This is a genomic window from Streptomyces sp. NPDC005752 (assembly GCF_040630715.1).
Taxonomy (GTDB): Bacteria; Actinomycetota; Actinomycetes; order Streptomycetales; family Streptomycetaceae; genus Streptomyces.
This window is the reverse complement of the sequence record NZ_JBEXYB010000040.1, coordinates 15,436-31,790: the sequence shown is the minus strand read 5'-3', so window position 1 is coordinate 31,790 and position 16,355 is coordinate 15,436. Positions and strand designations below refer to the sequence as shown.

15 protein-coding genes are annotated in these 16,355 nt (G+C 71.2%); 7 read left to right on the top strand and 8 right to left on the bottom strand.

From position 1 onward, the window contains the following. Positions 1–3: 3 nt before the first annotated feature. The 5 genes from ABZ441_RS28030 (at position 4) to ABZ441_RS28010 (ending at position 5,841) form a co-directional block, all read left to right on the top strand. Entirely contained in the window at positions 4–768 is a 765-nt protein-coding gene (locus ABZ441_RS28030; protein ID WP_358979179.1) for an IclR family transcriptional regulator, read from the top strand. A 263-nt stretch (positions 769–1,031) separates the two neighbouring features. Beyond that, a complete protein-coding gene (locus ABZ441_RS28025) occupies positions 1,032–1,823 on the top strand; it encodes an MIP/aquaporin family protein (protein WP_358979177.1) in 792 nt (263 codons plus the stop codon). A 40-nt stretch (positions 1,824–1,863) separates the two neighbouring features. Next, complete coding sequence (gene glpK / locus ABZ441_RS28020; protein WP_358979175.1) at positions 1,864–3,393, top strand: glycerol kinase GlpK; 1,530 nt, start codon at positions 1,864–1,866, stop codon at positions 3,391–3,393. 12 nt (positions 3,394–3,405) lie between these two features. Next, a complete protein-coding gene (locus ABZ441_RS28015) occupies positions 3,406–5,016 on the top strand; it encodes a glycerol-3-phosphate dehydrogenase/oxidase (RefSeq protein WP_205023148.1) in 1,611 nt (536 codons plus the stop codon). A 153-nt stretch (positions 5,017–5,169) separates the two neighbouring features. Further along, positions 5,170–5,841 carry a FadR/GntR family transcriptional regulator gene (locus ABZ441_RS28010; RefSeq protein ID WP_358979172.1) on the top strand — a complete coding sequence of 224 codons (672 nt, stop codon included), beginning with the start codon at positions 5,170–5,172 and terminating at the stop codon, positions 5,839–5,841. Here ABZ441_RS28010 and ABZ441_RS28005 read toward each other — a convergent pair. After that, positions 5,830–6,618, bottom strand: coding sequence for an SDR family oxidoreductase (locus ABZ441_RS28005; RefSeq protein WP_358979170.1), 789 nt, complete (start codon positions 6,616–6,618; stop codon positions 5,830–5,832). The two genes, ABZ441_RS28010 and ABZ441_RS28005, sit on opposite strands and share 12 nt — an antisense overlap. Beyond that, entirely contained in the window at positions 6,618–7,946 is a 1,329-nt protein-coding gene (locus tag ABZ441_RS28000; protein ID WP_358979167.1) for an L-fuconate dehydratase, read from the bottom strand. The genes ABZ441_RS28005 and ABZ441_RS28000 overlap by 1 nt, the downstream gene beginning before the upstream one ends. A 229-nt stretch (positions 7,947–8,175) precedes the next feature. Here ABZ441_RS28000 and ABZ441_RS27995 point away from each other — a divergent pair, with 229 nt between their 5' ends. After that, the gene (locus tag ABZ441_RS27995) at positions 8,176–9,210 is read left to right on the top strand and encodes a PAC2 family protein (RefSeq protein WP_358979165.1); all 1,035 of its coding nucleotides are present in this window, start codon (positions 8,176–8,178) and stop codon (positions 9,208–9,210) included. An 88-nt stretch (positions 9,211–9,298) separates the two neighbouring features. On the opposite strand, the gene mshC is transcribed toward ABZ441_RS27995, so the two are convergent. From mshC to ABZ441_RS27975, 4 genes are all read right to left on the bottom strand, one after another. Beyond that, positions 9,299–10,528 carry a cysteine--1-D-myo-inosityl 2-amino-2-deoxy-alpha-D-glucopyranoside ligase gene (gene mshC, locus ABZ441_RS27990; RefSeq protein ID WP_205023142.1) on the bottom strand — a complete coding sequence of 410 codons (1,230 nt, stop codon included), beginning with the start codon at positions 10,526–10,528 and terminating at the stop codon, positions 9,299–9,301. A 357-nt stretch (positions 10,529–10,885) separates the two neighbouring features. Further along, positions 10,886–11,758 (bottom strand): SCO1664 family protein, encoded by an 873-nt coding sequence (locus ABZ441_RS27985; RefSeq protein ID WP_358979162.1) that lies wholly within the window; start codon positions 11,756–11,758, stop codon positions 10,886–10,888. Continuing rightward, positions 11,722–12,312: a DUF3090 domain-containing protein gene (locus ABZ441_RS27980; RefSeq protein ID WP_205023140.1), complete on the bottom strand. Its 591-nt coding sequence runs from the start codon at positions 12,310–12,312 to the stop codon at positions 11,722–11,724. Before ABZ441_RS27980 ends, ABZ441_RS27985 begins: the two co-directional genes overlap by 37 nt. Before the next feature lie 106 nt (positions 12,313–12,418). Continuing rightward, complete coding sequence (locus tag ABZ441_RS27975; protein ID WP_358979159.1) at positions 12,419–13,129, bottom strand: histidine phosphatase family protein; 711 nt, start codon at positions 13,127–13,129, stop codon at positions 12,419–12,421. 54 nt (positions 13,130–13,183) lie between these two features. Between ABZ441_RS27975 and corA the strand changes: the two genes are divergently transcribed. Continuing rightward, complete coding sequence (corA, locus tag ABZ441_RS27970) at positions 13,184–14,170, top strand: magnesium/cobalt transporter CorA (RefSeq protein ID WP_358979239.1); 987 nt, start codon at positions 13,184–13,186, stop codon at positions 14,168–14,170. A 15-nt stretch (positions 14,171–14,185) separates the two neighbouring features. Here the strand turns inward: corA and ABZ441_RS27965 are convergent, their stop codons facing one another. Beyond that, positions 14,186–14,974, bottom strand: a complete 789-nt coding sequence (locus tag ABZ441_RS27965) for a ferritin-like domain-containing protein (protein ID WP_358979157.1) — start codon at positions 14,972–14,974, stop codon at positions 14,186–14,188. Between the two features lie 198 nt (positions 14,975–15,172). Then, positions 15,173–16,225 carry an LLM class F420-dependent oxidoreductase gene (locus ABZ441_RS27960; RefSeq protein ID WP_358979155.1) on the bottom strand — a complete coding sequence of 351 codons (1,053 nt, stop codon included), beginning with the start codon at positions 16,223–16,225 and terminating at the stop codon, positions 15,173–15,175. Between the last annotated feature and the right edge of the window lie 130 nt (positions 16,226–16,355).

The window sequence follows — 16,355 nt, the reverse complement described above, 5'->3', positions numbered from 1 at the left end:
GCGATGGCGAAGAACATCCAGTCGCTCGAGCGGGCAGCGGCGATGCTGCGTCTGCTGGCGGGCGGCGAGCGCCGGCTCGGCCTGTCCGACATCTCGTCGTCACTGGGGCTGGCCAAGGGGACCGCGCACGGCATCCTGCGCACGCTCCAGCACGAGGGCTTCGTCGAGCAGGACGCCGCGTCCGGCCGCTACCAGCTCGGCGCCGAGCTGCTGCGTCTGGGCAACAGCTACCTCGACGTGCACGAGCTGCGCGCCCGCGCCCTGGTGTGGACCGACGACCTGGCCCGCTCCAGCGGCGAGAGCGTCCACCTGGGCGTGCTGCACCAGCACGGGGTCCTGATCGTCCACCACGTCTTCCGGCCCGACGACAGCCGCCAGGTGCTCGAGGTCGGCGCCATGCAGCCGCTGCACTCCACGGCCCTGGGCAAGGTGATCGCCGCCTACGACCCGGTCGCGCACAGCGAGGCCACCGAGGTGGAGCGGCGGCCCTTCACGCCGCGCACCGTCACGGGCGACGCGGAGTTCGAGTCGCTGCTCGACCTGATCCGGGCGCAGGGCTGGGCCTCCGACGTCGAGGAGACCTGGGAGGGTGTGGCGGCGGCGGCCGCCCCCATCCACGACCGGCGCAGGATGCCGGTGGGCGCCGTGGCCGTGACCGGCGCCGTGGAGCGCGTCTGCTCGGGTGGCGAACTGCGGCCCGAGCTCGTCGCGGCCGTGCGGGACTGCGCCCGCGCCGTCTCCCGGGACTTGGGCGCCGGACGCTTCTGAAACACCCCGCGGCGTCGGTAACGATCGAGTCGCGCACGTCACGCACCTCTTGACGCACTCACCATCGGGGAGAAACATTGCCGTTCACCGGTCGGCATTGTCGAACACTTGACGGCAATACGCGTTAGAGTGTGACAGTGCCGAGGGCCGGTCAAGCCCTGAAGGTGACGTATCCGTTCTCGATGGGTACCCACTTTGGGCGCGAACCACCGGAGGGACCCGGTGTTTCGCCTTCCCCTGGACGAAGGACAAAGGAGTCACGGGTGTCCAGCTCCGACATCTTCATCGGCGAGACCATCGGTACCGCCGTTCTCGTACTGCTCGGCGGCGGTGTCTGTGCCGCCGTCACTCTCAAGCGCTCCAAGGCGCACAACGCCGGCTGGCTGGCCATCACCTTCGGGTGGGGCTTCGCCGTACTGACCGGCGCCTACATAGCCTCCGGCGTGTCCGGCGCCCATCTCAATCCGGCGGTCACGATCGGCCTGGCGATCCAGGGCGGCACCGCGTGGAGCGACGTGCCGCTGTACCTCGTGTCCGAACTGTTCGGCGCGATGATCGGCGCCGTGCTCGTCTGGGCCGTCTACTACGGGCAGTTCCACGCGCACCTCACCGACCCCGAGATCGTGAAGGACCAGCCGGCCGAGGAGGGCATGGTCGACCAGTCGGCGGCGCCGAAGGCGGGCCCCGTGCTCGGCATCTTCACCACCGGTCCGGAGATCCGGAACGGGGTGCAGAACGTCCTCACGGAGATCATCGCCACGTTCGTGCTCGTCCTGGCGATCCTCACGCAGGGCCTCAACGACGAGGGCAACGGCCTCGGCGCCCTCGGTGCCCTGATCACCGCGCTGGTCGTCGTCGGAATCGGTCTGTCGCTCGGCGGCCCGACCGGCTACGCGATCAACCCGGTGCGTGACCTCGGCCCGCGGATCGTGCACGCGCTGCTGCCGCTGCCGAACAAGGGCGGGTCGGACTGGGGCTACGCCTGGGTTCCGGTGGTAGGACCGCTCATCGGGGGCGCACTGGCCGCCGGGCTCTACAACCTCGCCTTCGCCTGAGCCGCACTCTCCACACCACACAGACTTCCGGGAGCCAACCGTGACCGACGCACACACCACCGGCCCGTTCATCGCGGCCATCGACCAGGGCACCACGTCCAGCCGCTGCATCGTCTTCGACAAGGACGGCCGGATCGTCTCGGTCGACCAGAAGGAGCACGAGCAGATCTTCCCGAAGCCGGGCTGGGTCGAGCACGACGCGAAGGAGATCTGGGAGAACGTCCAGGAGGTCGTCGCCGGGGCGATCGTCAAGGCGGGCATCACCGCCGCCGACGTCAAGGCGATCGGCATCACCAACCAGCGGGAAACCACCCTCCTCTGGGACAAGAACACCGGTGAGCCGGTGTACAACGCCCTCGTCTGGCAGGACACCCGCACGGACGCGCTCTGCCGGGAACTCGGCCGCAACGTGGGCCAGGACCGCTTCCGCCGCGAGACGGGCCTGCCCCTCGCGTCGTACTTCGCCGGCCCGAAGGTCCGCTGGCTGCTCGACAACGTCGAGGGACTGCGCGAGCGCGCCGAGCGCGGCGACATCCTCTTCGGCACCATGGACTCCTGGGTCATCTGGAACCTGACCGGCGGCACCGACGGCGGCGTCCACGTGACCGACGTCACCAATGCCTCGCGCACCCTCCTGATGAACCTGCACAAGATGCAGTGGGACGACAAGATCGTCCGGTCGATGGAGATCCCGTCCGCCGTCCTGCCGGAGATCCGGTCCTCCGCCGAGGTGTACGGCACCGCCAAGGGCGGCGTCCTCGACGGCGTCCCGGTGGCCTCCGCGCTCGGCGACCAGCAGGCCGCGCTGTTCGGCCAGACGTGTTTCGCCGAGGGCGAGGCCAAGTCCACGTACGGCACCGGCACCTTCATGCTGATGAACACCGGCCACACCCCGGTGAACTCGTACAACGGGCTGCTGACGACCGTGGGCTACCAGATCGGCGAACAGAAGCCGGTGTACGCCCTCGAGGGGTCCATCGCCGTCACCGGTTCGCTGGTCCAGTGGATGCGCGACCAGATGGGCCTGATCAAGTCCGCGGCCGAGATCGAGACGCTCGCCTCCTCCGTCGAGGACAACGGCGGCGCGTACTTCGTGCCCGCGTTCTCCGGCCTGTTCGCCCCGTACTGGCGCCCCGACGCCCGCGGCGTCATCGCGGGTCTCACGCGCTACGTCACCAAGGCGCACATCGCCCGGGCCGTACTCGAGGCCACCGCCTGGCAGACCCGCGAGATCAGCGACGCCATGACCAAGGACTCCGGCGTCGAACTGACCGCGCTCAAGGTCGACGGCGGCATGACCTCCAACAACCTGCTGATGCAGACCCTCTCCGACTTCCTGGACGCACCCGTGGTGCGCCCCATGGTCGCCGAGACCACCTGCCTCGGCGCCGCCTACGCCGCCGGCCTCGCCGTCGGCTTCTGGCCGGACACCGACGCGCTGCGCGCCAACTGGCGCCGTGCCGCCGAGTGGACACCCCGCATGGACGCGGACGCACGTGACCGCGAGTACAAGAGCTGGCTCAAGGCCGTCGAACGGACCATGGGCTGGATCGAGGACGAAGAGAGCTGAGGAGCAATAGACATGACCACCCTGCAGAGCGTCCCCGCCCTCGGGACGCATCCGGCCTCCGGCTCCCTCCCGAGCCGCGCCGAGACCCGGGAGCAGCTTTCCAAGGCGACGTACGACCTCCTGGTGATCGGCGGCGGCATCCTGGGCATCTCCACCGCCTGGCATGCGGCGCAGTCCGGACTGCGGGTGGCCCTGGTGGACGCCGGTGACTTCGCCGGCGCCACCTCCTCCGCCTCCTCCAAGCTGCTCCACGGCGGTCTGCGGTACCTGCAGACCGGCGCGGTGAAGCTGGTCGCGGAGAACCACTTCGAGCGGCGCGCGGTGTCCCGCCAGGTCGCCCCGCACCTGGCCAACCCGCTCACGTTCTACCTGCCCGTCTACAAGGGCGGGCCGCACGGCGCCGCCAAGCTGGGCGCGGGCGTCTTCGCCTACTCCGCGCTGTCCGCGTTCGGCGACGGAGTCGGTCACGTGATCAGCCCGGCCCGGGCGCAGCGCGATGTGCCCGAGCTGCGTACGGACAACCTCAAGGCCGTCGCGGTCTACGGCGACGACCAGATGAACGACGCCCGGATGGCGCTGATGACGGTCCGTGCGGCGGTCGACGCGGGCGCCGTCGTCCTCAACCACGCCGCGGTGACCGGCCTGCGGTTCACCCGGGGCCGGGTCACCGGCGCCGAGCTGGAGGACCGTCAGGACGGTACGGAGTTCGGCGTCGACGCCCGTCTCGTGCTGAACGCCACCGGCCCGTGGGTCGACCACCTGCGGAAGCTGGAGGACCCGAACTCGGCGCCCTCCATACGCCTGTCCAAGGGCGCGCACCTCGTGCTCAAGCGCACCCGCCCGTGGAAGGCCGCGCTGGCGACTCCGATCGACAAGTACCGGATCACGTTCGCCCTGCCGTGGGAGGACATGCTGCTGCTGGGTACGACCGACGAGGAGTACGAGGGCGACCCGGCCGATGTCGCGGTCACCGAGAAGGACACGGCGCAGATCCTCGACGAGGCGGCGTTCTCCGTCCGGGACCAGCAGCTGTCCCGCGATCTGATCACGTACTCCTTCGCGGGTCTGCGGGTGCTGCCGGGAGGCCCCGGCAGCACGTCGAAGGCCAAGCGCGAGACGGTCGTGACCGAGGGCCGCGGCGGGATGCTGTCGGTCGCGGGCGGCAAGTGGACGACGTTCCGCCACATCGGCCGTACGGTGATGAACAAGCTGGCCGAGCTGCCCGGGCACCCGCTCGCCGACGACATGGAGCCGATGGCGCGGCTGCCGAAGAAGGTGCCGCTGCCCGGTATCGCCAACCCGAACGCGGTCGCGCACAGGCTGCTGGTCGACGGCGGTACGCCGGGGCCGCGGATGTCCGCCGACACGGCACGGCACCTCGCGACCCACTACGGCTCGCTGTCCTTCGACATCGCGCGTATGGCGAACGAGAACCCGGCGCTGGCCGAGCGCATCCACCCCGATGCCCCGGAGATCTGGGCTCAGGTGGCGTACGCACGCGACCGCGAGTGGGCCGAGACGGCGGACGACGTGCTGCGCCGCCGGACGACGCTGACGATCCGGGGCCTGGCGACGGACGACATCCGGTCCAAGGTCGAGGACCTGCTGGCCGACGGACGCTGACGGCACGTACGAGACGAAGGGGCGGCTCCTCGGGGAGCCGCCCCTTCGCGTGGTCCCGTGCCGTGCCGCACCGCTCGGCAGGATCCGGTGCGGTACCGGCCACGGGCATAATGAGATCCATACATCGGATGTCTTGTGCGCGAGGAGGCCCACATGGCCGTCACCGACGAAGCGATCGAGAAGATCAAGGCAATGATCGTCTCAGGTGCCCTGGCCCCGGGCGACCGGCTCCCCAAGGAGAGCGAACTCGCCGCGGAGCTGGGCCTGTCGCGCAACTCGCTGCGTGAGGCGGTGCGCGCGCTTTCGCTGATCCGGATCCTCGACGTCCGTCAGGGCGACGGCACCTATGTCACCAGTCTCGATCCGCAACTGCTCCTGGAGGCGCTCAGCTTCGTCGTGGACTTCCACCGCGACGACACGGTGCTGGAGTTCTTCGCGGTACGCCGGATCCTGGAGCCGGCCGCCACGGGGATGGCGGCGCTGCGCATCACGGAGGAAGAACTCGACGCGCTCAGCGCCCAGTTGGACGCACTGGGCCCCGACCCCTCGGTGGAGGCACTGGTCGAGGGCGATCTGGAGTTCCACCGGGGCATCGTCCGGTCCTGCGGAAACTCCGTTCTGTGCTCCCTGCTGGACGGTCTGTCCGGCCCGACCACGCGGGCCAGGGTGTGGCGCGGGCTGACCCAGGAGGACGCGGTCAGCCGCACCCTGCACGAGCACCGGGCGATCCTTGCCGCCCTGCGGGACCGGGACGCCGAGGCGGCCCGGTCCTGGGCGACGGTGCACGTGGCGAGCGTGGAACAGTGGCTCCGCTCAACCCTGTGAGGGCGCGGCCGGCCTCAGGCGCAGCCCCTGCATCCCTCCGTCCACGGCGAGCGCGGTGCCGGTGACGGACGCGGCCGCCGGGCTCGCGAGGTAGACGACCGCGGCGGCGACCTCATGGGCGGAGACCAGCCGCCCCAGCGGCTGACGGGCGTCGAGCGCGGCACGCTCCGCGTCCGGGTCCTCGGCCCGCCCGAGCAGCCGTCCGATCCAGGGGGTGTCCGCGGTGCCGGGATTGACGCAGTTGACCCTGATCCCCTCGCGGACGTGGTCGGCGGCCATCGCGAGGGTGAGGGAGAGCACGGCGCCCTTGCTCGCGCTGTACACCGCGCGCTGCGGCAGACCGGCGGTCGCGGCGATGGAGCAGGTCTGCGTGATCGACACGGCGCCGGGCCGCCCGGCGGCGGACCGGCGCAGATGGGGCAGCGCGTGGCGGGCGGAGCGGACCATGCCGAGCACATTGACGTCCAGCACGCGGGTCCACTCCTCGTCGGTGTTGTCCTCGACGGTGCCGATCGAGCCGATGCCCGCGTTGGACACCAGGGTGTGCAGGCCACCCAGCTCCGCGGCGGCCCGGTCGACCGCGTCCCGTACGGCGTCGTCGTCCGTCACGTCGGCGGCGAGGGCGAGGGCCCCCTCGGGGGCACCGCCCGGATCCAGGTCGAGCACCGCGACGCGCGCGCCGCGGGCCAGCAACAGGGTCGCCACAGCGGCTCCGATGCCGGACGCCCCGCCCGTCACCAGGGCGGACAGTCCGTCGAAATCCTGCGTACCGGTCATCAGTCGGTCTCCTCGGGTGTGCGGCGGGCCTGCCAGACGGGGCCCTGCGGGTAGCGGTGCGCGGCGATCGAGGCGGGGAGCATCCGGGCCGAGAAGCCGGGCCGGCGGGGGGTGACGTAGCGGCCGCCCTCGACGACGGCCGGGTCGGCGAAGTGCTCGTGGAGGTGGTCGACGTACTCGATGACACGGTCCTCCCAGCTGCCGGAGACCGCGACGTAGTCGAACATGGAGAGGTGCTGGACCAGTTCACACAGACCGACGCCTCCCGCGTGGGGGCATACCGGGACGCCGTACTTGGCCGCGAGCAGCAGGACCGCGAGGTTCTCGTTGACACCGGCGACCCGTGCGGCGTCGATCTGGACGAAGTCGACCGCGCCGGCCTGCAGGAGCTGCTTGAACACGACCCGGTTGGCGACGTGTTCGCCGGTGGCGACCTTGACGGGCTGCCCCGCGCGCACGGCGGCGTGGCCGAGCACGTCGTCGGGGCTGGTCGGTTCCTCGATCCAGTACGGGTCGTACGGGGCGAGCGCCCTCATCCACTCCACCGCGCCGGCCACGTCCCAGCGCTGGTTGGCGTCGACGGCGATCCGGATACCGGGGCCGACGGCCTGGCGGGCGAGCGCGAGCCTGCGGACGTCGTCGGCCAGATCGGCGCCGACCTTCAGCTTGATCTGGGTGAAACCGTCCGCGACGGCCTCCTTCGCGAGGCGCACGAGCTTGTCGTCGTCGTATCCAAGCCAGCCGGGCGAGGTGGTGTACGCGGGATAGCCCTCGGCGAGCAGCCGCTCGGTGCGCTCGGCGCGGCCCGGCTCCGCGGCGCGCAGGATGCCGAGCGCCTCCTCGGGGGTGAGGGCGTCGGTGAGGTAGCGGAAGTCGACGAGGGACACGAGCTCCTCGGGGGTCATCTCCGCCAGGAACCGCCAGACGGGCTTCCCCGCCAGTCCCGCCGCGAGGTCCCAGGCGGCGTTGACCACGGCTCCGGCCGCCATGTGCATCACCCCCTTCTCCGGGCCGAGCCAGCGCAGCTGGGAGTCGTGGGTGAGCGTGCGGTACAGGGCGGCGAGGTCCGCGGCGGTACGCGGGGCGGGACGCCCCACCACGTGCGGCCGGAGCGTCTCGATGGCCGCGGCCATGACATCGTTGCCGCGACCGATGGTGAAGCAGAAGCCGTGCCCCTCCAGGCCCGTGCCGCCCTGCCCGTCCGTGCGCAGCACGACGTACGCGGCGGAGTAGTCGGGGTCGGGGTTCATGGCGTCCGAGCCGTCCAGCTGTTCCGAGGTGGGAAACCGGATGTCCTCGACCTCGAAATCCACGATGGTCGGACTCATGTATGCCCCCAGGCAATAACATCGGATCTCTGCATGGTCATCCGATGTATAACCCTCCGCGGGCACCGCAGTCCAGGGTGTGGAGGAACTTTGATCAGTTTCAACCGGTACAGCTCGGATGAATCAAGCGGCTGCACGCTTCATCTCCCTGCGCAAACCGGCTACGGCGGGGCAGGGTGTAAGCCGTAAGGTTGGTCCGTACACAAGGGAACTTGGGAAGGAGGCCTGGGTGATCGAGCTCGAGGGGGTACCCGAGCTGGTCGACCCGGTCATGGTGGCCGCGTTCGAGGGCTGGAACGACGCCGGTGACGCCGCCTCCACAGCGGTGGCACATCTGGACCGGGAGTGGAAGGGCGAGGTCTTCGCGGCGCTCGACGCCGAGGACTACTACGATTTCCAGGTCAACCGGCCGACGGTGTGGCTGGACGGTGGTACACGCAAGATCACCTGGCCCACCACGCGGCTCTCCGTGGTCCGGGTCGGCGGCGAGAAGCCCCGCGACCTGGTGCTGATCCGCGGCATCGAACCCTCCATGCGCTGGCGTTCGTACTGCAACGAGATCCTGGGCTTCGCCCATGAGCTGGGCGTCGAGATGGTCGTGATCCTGGGCGCGCTGCTCGGCGACACCCCGCACACCCGGCCGGTGCCCGTCAGCGGGGTCACCTCGGATCCGGACCTGGCGAGGACCATGGACCTGGAGGAGACCCGGTACGAGGGGCCGACCGGCATCGTGGGAATCCTCCAGGAGGCCTGCACGCATGCGGGGGTACCCGCGGTGAGCCTGTGGGCGGCGGTGCCGCACTACGTCTCGCAGCCGCCGAACCCCAAGGCGACGCTGGCGCTCCTGAACCGTCTCGAGGATCTGCTCGGGCTGCGGATCCCGCTGGGCGAGCTGCCCGAGGACGCACGCGCCTGGCAGCTCGGAGTGGATCAGCTGGCCGCCGAGGACAGCGAGGTCGCGGAGTACGTGCAGACGCTGGAGGAGGCGCGGGACACCGCCGAGCTCCCGGAGGCGTCCGGCGAGGCCATCGCGCGCGAGTTCGAGCGGTACCTGCGCCGCAGGGACGTCGGCGGTCCCCAGGCACCGGGCGGTCACGCCACGGAGAGTGGTGACGTGCCCTACCTTCGGGACACCTCCGGCGGTCGTACGCGGCCGCCGAAGCCGCAGCGTCCGGAGAAGGGCCGTCCGAAGGACGCCGACGGGGGTACCGCCCCCGAGGACCCGCCGGCCTCCGGGCCGGACGAGGACGCCTCGGACGACTGACTCCACGCCCACAGGTACGGAAAGGCCCCGGTCCGCGTCGATCTCTCGCGACGTCCGGGGCCTTTCCGCCGTGTCCAGGTGGGACGGGTTACAGCGCGACGCCCAGCAGGGCGTCGACGGTGCGCGAGACGAGACCGGGCGCACCCTCGTCCGTGCCGCCGCCGGAGGTCTGCCGCGCGGCCCAGCGGTCGACGGCCGCGAGTGCGGCCGGGGTGTCCAGGTCGTCGGCCAGGGCCTCCCGCACCTCCTCGACCAGGGCGTCGGCGGAGAGCCCGTCGGGCCGGGAGACGGCGGCACGCCACCGGGCGACGCGCTCCACGGCGTCGGCGAGCACCTGGTCGGTCCACTCCCAGTCGGACCTGTAGTGGTGCGCGAGCAGGGAGAGCCTGATCGCGGCAGGGTCCACGCCCTCCCTGCGCAGTGCCGAGACGAAGACGAGGTTGCCCTTGGACTTGGACATCTTCTCGCCGTCCAGCGCGACCATGCCGGCGTGGACGTAGGCACGGGCGAACGGGTGCTCGCCGGTCAGCACCTGGGCGTGCGAGGCGCCCATCTCGTGGTGCGGGAAGGCGAGGTCGGAGCCGCCTCCCTGGACGTCGAAGCCCATGCCGAGATGGTCCAGCGCGATGGCCACGCACTCGATGTGCCAGCCGGGCCTGCCGCGTCCGAGGGTGCCGCCGTCCCAGCTCGGCTCGCCCTCTCGGGCGGCCATCCAGAGCATCGGGTCGAGCGGGTTCTTCTTGCCGGGGCGCTCGGGGTCACCGCCGCGCTCGGCGGAGAGCAGCCGCATGGCCTCGGCGTCGAGGCCCGAGACCTCGCCGAAGTGCGGGTCGCAGTCGACAGAGAAGTACGTGTCGCCGTCGAGTTCGTAGGCGGCGCCCGCGTCCCGGAGGCGTTCCACGAGCGGGACGATTCCGGGTATCGCCTCGACCGCCCCGATGTAGTGCTTCGGGGGAAGCATGCGCAGGGCGGTCATGTCCTCCCGGAAGAGGGTCGTCTCGCGCTCCGCGAGCTCGGTCCAGTCCTCGCCGTCGCGCACGGCCCGCTCCAGCAGCGGGTCGTCCACGTCGGTCACGTTCTGGACGTAGTGGACCTGCCGCTTGGTGTCGAGCCACACGCGCTGGACGAGGTCGAACGCGTTGTAGGTCGCCGCATGACCCATATGGGTCGCGTCGTACGGCGTGATGCCGCAGACGTATATGCGGGCGACGGGACCGGGGTCAAGGGTGATCCGTCCGCCGGTCGCGGTGTCGTGGATCCGAAGGTCGCGGCCCTTGCCAGGCAGGGCGGGGACCTCAGAAGCGGGCCAGGCATGCATGTCATGAGCGTAACCGGACGATGCTTCCGGATACGAACCGGATGGCAGATCGTGGCCGAAGAGGCGGCCTTGCGCGCGGGGCAGTTCTGCGCCGGCGGCCGTCTCACGGCCCCTGGTGGACCGGCGCGCGGCGTCGGACGCGGCGCATCGCACGACGCGGGGGCGCGCTCGTACACCGGGTGCATTCGGGCGCTCCGACAACGCGGCGAGGTGCCGCAGCTGTGGTCCCACGCCCTGGGACAGCCCTCGGCCGGCCCTTCCCTGCCCGGACGCCACCCGGGATTCAGGCTGCGGGTGTCCTCGATCGCCGGACGGGCTCGACCGTGTCCGGGACCAGTCAGGCCCGTGGCAGGGGCACTACACCGGCGGCCATGGAATCGGGGGCCAGTCGCCGCTCGGCTGCGGATGCCGGCCGGCCGCGCGCAGGCTCTCCACGCGGCCGCGGAGGGCGTCGATCTCCGCCTCGGTGATCAGTTCCCCCAACCGGGTGGCGAGCGCCGATCCCGGTTCGAGGCCGACGGACAGCCGGTCGAGCACCTCGGCGGCCTCCGGGGTCAGCGGGTCGCCCGCCCAGCCCCAGAGCAGCGTCCGCAGCTTGTCGTCGGCGTTGAAGGTGACCCCGTGGTCGATGCCGTACAGCCGCCCGCCGGGGGCGGGCAGCAGGTGTCCGCCCTTGCGGTCACCGTTGTTGATCACCGCGTCCAGGACCGCCAGGCGGCGCAGCCGGGGATCGTCGGCGTGCACCAGCAGGGCCTGCTTCCCCTCCCCCACCTCGGCGAAGCCGACCGCCTTCCAGCCGTCCCCCGGCTCCTCGTCCTCGACGAGCGCGAGCAGGGGCGGCGGCCCCTCGGACGACCGTTCGGCGTCCCCGTCGTGGTCTCCGTTTTCCGCCTCTGCCTCGATCCACAGCTGGCACATCCCCTCGCCGTAGGGGCCCTCGCGCAGCACGGTGGGCGGTACGAGTCCCCAGCCGGTGGCCTCGGAGATCTCGTACGCCGCGACCTCGCGCTGGGCGAGGGTGCCGTCGGGGAAGTCCCACAGCGGCTGCTCGCCGGCGACCGGCTTGTAGACACAGGTGCGTTCTTCGCCCTCGTGGGCGACCGTGCAGTACAGCACCGCGTTCGACGCGCCCCGGACCTGCCCGAGGACCGTCAGCTCCCCCTCGGCGAGCAGGGTGCGCAGCCCGGCCTCCGTCAGGCCCCGCGACGGTATCCGTTCTGGCGCGGGCATACGTGTCCTTCCGGATCGAGGGGGAGGCTGCACAGCGGGCAGGGCGGGCGGCCGGCGTTGACGACGTCCAGCGCGCGTTTGGCGAACGCCCGCGCCTGAGCACCGCTCAGCCGGACGCGCAGCATCGGCGGGCCGTTCTCCTCGTCCTGCAGAAGCCTTTCCTCGGCCTCCGCGAGGTCGTCCTCGGAGTCGGCGTCCAGTTCGACGAGTGCCTGCGCCTCGACGATCATGCGCTGCTCCTCGCCGTCCCAGGCGAGCGCCATCGTGCCGACCCTGAACTCCTCCTCGACGGGGGCGTCGAGCGGCGCGGTGTCGGTGACGTCCATGGGTGCCACAGCGGGCACCGGTGAGTTGCCGCCGGTCCGCCGGACGACCTCGTCGAGGAGCTCGTCGATCCGTTCGGCCAGCGCGGAGACCTGGGTCTTCTCCAGGGCCACGCTCGTGACCCGTCCCCGCGAGGATGCCTGCAGGAAAAACGTACGGCGGCCAGGCAGCCCGACCGTGCCGGCCACGAAGCGGTCCGGTGGGTCGTAGAGGAACACCTGACGGGACACGTCCTGTCTCCCTTGAGAATGTGATGGCGGATGGGGGCGGCCCCGGGGACCCGCGGAACTGATCCGCAGGGCCTCTACGGCGCGTCCACCCTACTGCGCGGAGCGATCACGGTGCCCCAGCGCCGCCCCCGACGGCCGCATCCGCTGCCGTGTCCCCCGCCGCGTCGGCCCCGATGGCCTGTTCGCGCGGCACGAGGGACGCGAAGTCGCCGGTGTCGCCGAGCCGGAGGAGGAAGGGGCGCAGCCGTGTGTAGCGGATCGCGGTGACGGAGCACGGGTCGGCCTGGATGCGCTGGAAGAGGTCGAGATGCAGGCCGAGCGCGTCGGCGACGAGCGCCTTGATGATGTCGCCGTGCGAGCACATCACGTACGTGGCGTCGTCGCCGTGCTCCGCCTCGATGCGGGCGTTCCAGTCCCGCACGGCTTCGACGGCCCGCGCCTGCATGGCGCGCATGGACTCACCGCCGGGGAAGGCCGCGGCCGAGGGGTGCTGCTGGACCACCTTCATGAGGGGTTCGTCGGCGAGTTCGGCAAGCTTGCGACCCGACCAGTCCCCGTAGTCGCACTCGCTGATCCGTTCCTCGGTGTGGAGCGCGAGGCCGGGGCGGGCGGCGAGCAGGGGCTGGAGCGTCTCGCGGCAGCGCTGCAGAGGGCTGCTCACAGCCGCGGCGAGGGGGAGGGCCGACAGCCGGCCGGGCAGCGCGGCGGCCTGTGCGGCACCGCGTTCGTCGAGGGAGACGCCGGGGGTCCGGCCCGCGAGCACTCCGGAGGTGTTGGCGGTCGAGCGTCCGTGTCGTACAAGGATGAGCGTGGGCATACCCGCCAGCGTAGAGGGGTGCGTGAAGGTGCCGCGGCAGGGAAGAATGCGCGGGTGATCGTCGACTGCGGAATTTACCGGGACGGGCGCCGGACCGAAGGTCCCGCCGACTTCTCCGATGCCCTCGACGAGGCACGTGCCACCGGGGACGCCTTCGTCTGGATCGGGCTGCACGAGCCGACGGAGAAGGAGTTCGACCTGGTCAGCAGCGAGTTCGCGCTGCATCCGCTCGCGGTCGAGGACGCCCTGCGCGCCCATCAGCGGCCCAAGCTGGAGATCTACGACGACTCCCTGTTCGTCGTGATCAAGCCGGTGGTCTACGAGCCGCAGAGCGACACCGTGAGCGCCGGTGAGCTGATGCTGTTCATAGGGGACTCCTTCGTGGTGACGGTGCGGCACGGCGAGGGCGCGCCCCTCGCGGCGGTGCGGAGCCGCCTGGAGGCCGAGCCGGAGGTCCTCCGGCACGGGCCGACGTCGGTGCTGTACGCGGTCAGCGACGCGGTGGTGGACCACTACATCGAGGTCGCGGCCGAGCTCCAGGTGGACCTGGAGGAGCTGGAGGCCCAGGTCTTCGCCCCGGCCGGCTCCGGGGACTCCAAGAACACGGCGGCGGGCATCTACACCTTCAAGCGGCAGGTGCTCGAGTTCCGCCGGGCGACCAATCCGCTGAGCGCGCCGATGGCGCGGCTGTCGAGCGCGGGTGTGCCGTTCGTCGACGGCGATTCGCAGCCCTTCTTCCGGGACGTGAACGACCACCTGACGCGGGCCGTCGAGCATGTGGAGGGGCTCGACCGGCTGCTCTCGGACATCCTGTCGGCCCATCTCGCGCAGGTGGGTGTGCGGCAGAACGACGACATGCGCAAGATCTCGGCGTGGGCCGCCATGGCGGCCGTACCGACCATGGTGGCCGGTGTCTACGGCATGAACTTCCGCCACATGCCGGAGCTCGACTGGGCCTGGACCTACCCGGCGGTGATCGTGCTGATGGGCGTCGCGGTCGTCGGGCTGTACCGCCTGTTCAAGCGCCGCGGCTGGATGTAGGCGGGGGCGCCGGCCTCAGGCGTGTTCGTCCTCGGGTACGGCCGGGCCGCCCAGCGCGTTCCGCAGGGCGGGCTGTTCGAGGCTGACCATGCGCCGCCAGCCCACCAGCCGCTCACCGGCATACAGGGCGTGGATCCCCGCGGCCAGTACGGCGGCCTTGGCGCGAGGCCAGCGCAGCACCTCGCCCATGTGGCTCATCACGGCGAGGCTGACGTCCCGGTAGACCCGGATCTCCGCGTGGGCGCACTCCCGCAGAACGGACTGGATCGTCCTGCCGTGCCCCGCCCGGGCGAAGCGGAGGAGTTCCTCGTGGCAGTACGCGAGGTGGTTGTCCTCGTCCCGCGAGATCATCTTCACCGCGCGGCCGAGGACGGGGTGCCCTGCGAAGTGCTTCAGCAGGAGCCGCATCTGCTCGGAGGCCCGCTGCTCGGTGACCCTGCTGTGGGCGAGGTAGACGATGACGTCCCGCTCGGTGAGCGGCTCGTCACGGCTGAGCCGGTCGTGCGCGAGGCCGATGCCCCGGCGCTCCAGCAGGAGGGTGTAGTCGGTCTCGTACGGCACCGCCACGGGCTGCAGCCCACGTTGCTTCAGGAGGGCGTCGAAGATCCGGCCGTGCTTGTCCTCGTCGGCACCGTGCCGGGCGACCTTGGGGGCCAGTTCGCGCAGCCCCGGGGGGACGAGTGCGGCGATGCGCCCGTTCTCCCAGCCGCCCTGCGACTCCCCGCCGGCAGCGATCGAGCAGAACAGCCGGAACGACTCGTCGTTGTCGAGGATCTCCTGGAACAGACTCTTTGCCGAGAGCATCACTGCCACCTTTCGCACCGGTGTCCGCAGGGGAACAGTCAAATTCGGTACGCGTCGGTAGGCAACACGAACGGGTCGGGGGCAGGGCCGAACGGAGTGCGGGGCGTGGCCCGGGGGCCGCGCCCCGCGTTGTTCCGTACGACGGCCGTGGCGGGGACGCCCCCGAGCCCCCACCACGGCCGCAGGGGCGTGCGGTGCCTACGCGGCGAGGCCCGAGCGCTCCAGGGCGTCGGTGCCGGCGCGCAGGGCCGCGAGCCGTTCGTCGAGCGTGAAGCCCGCCGGGGCGAGGGTCAGTGTCGTGACGCCCGCGGCGGCGTACGCCTGCATCCGGTCGGCGATCCGGTCCACGGAGCCGAGCAGCGTGGTCTGGTCGATGAGCTGGTGCGGTACGGCGGCTGCGGCGCCCGCCTTGTCGCCGGCCAGGTACTTGTCCTGGATCTCGGCGGCTTCCTTCTCGTAGCCCATGCGCTGGGCGAGCTGGTTGTAGAAGTTCTGCTTGCGGCTGCCCATGCCGCCGACGTAGAGCGCGGTGTAGGGGCGGAACATGTCGGCGAGGCCGTTGATGTCGTCGCCGATGGCCAGCGGGAGGGTCGGACAGACGTCGAAGCCCTCCATCGTCCTGCCGGCCTTCTCCCGTCCGGCCCGCAGGTGCCGCACCGCGGTCTCCTCGATGTGCTCGGCGGACGGGAAGATCAGCAGGGCGCCGTCGGCGATCTCGCCGGTCTGCTCCAGGTTCTTCGGGCCGATCGCGGCGATGTAGAGCGGGATGTGCTCGCGCTGCGGGTGGACGGTCAGCTTGATGGGCTTGCCGGGGCCGTCGGGCAGCGGCAGCGTCCAGTGCTCGCCCTCGTAGGACAGCCGCTCCCGGGACATCGCCCGGCGCACGATCTCGACGTACTCGCGCGTGCGGGCCAGCGGCTTGTCGAACTTGACGCCGTACCAGCCCTCGGAGACCTGGGGTCCCGACACTCCGAGGCCGAGGCGGAAACGGCCTCCGGAGAGCGAGTCGAGGGTGGCCGCGGTCATGGCCGTCATGGCCGGCTGACGGGCCGGGATCTGCATGATCGCGGAGCCCACGTCGATGGACTCGGTCCGGGCCGCGACCCAGGCGAGCACCGTCGGCACGTCGGAGCCGTATGCCTCGGCCGCCCAGCAGACGTCGTAGCCGAGCCGGTCGGCCTCCTGGGCGACGGCGAGGTTGTCCCCGTCCATGCCCGCACCCCAGTAACCGAGATTGATGCCGAGCCGCATACCCACGCTCCCTCTACTGATCAGTAACGTTCCTGTGCCCGGACTCTAGCGCGGGGCGCCGGGATCCGGCAGGCCCGCCGGGGACGGCCGTTGTCCACAGGCTCTCACCCCGTCGGGCCCCTGCCAGTAA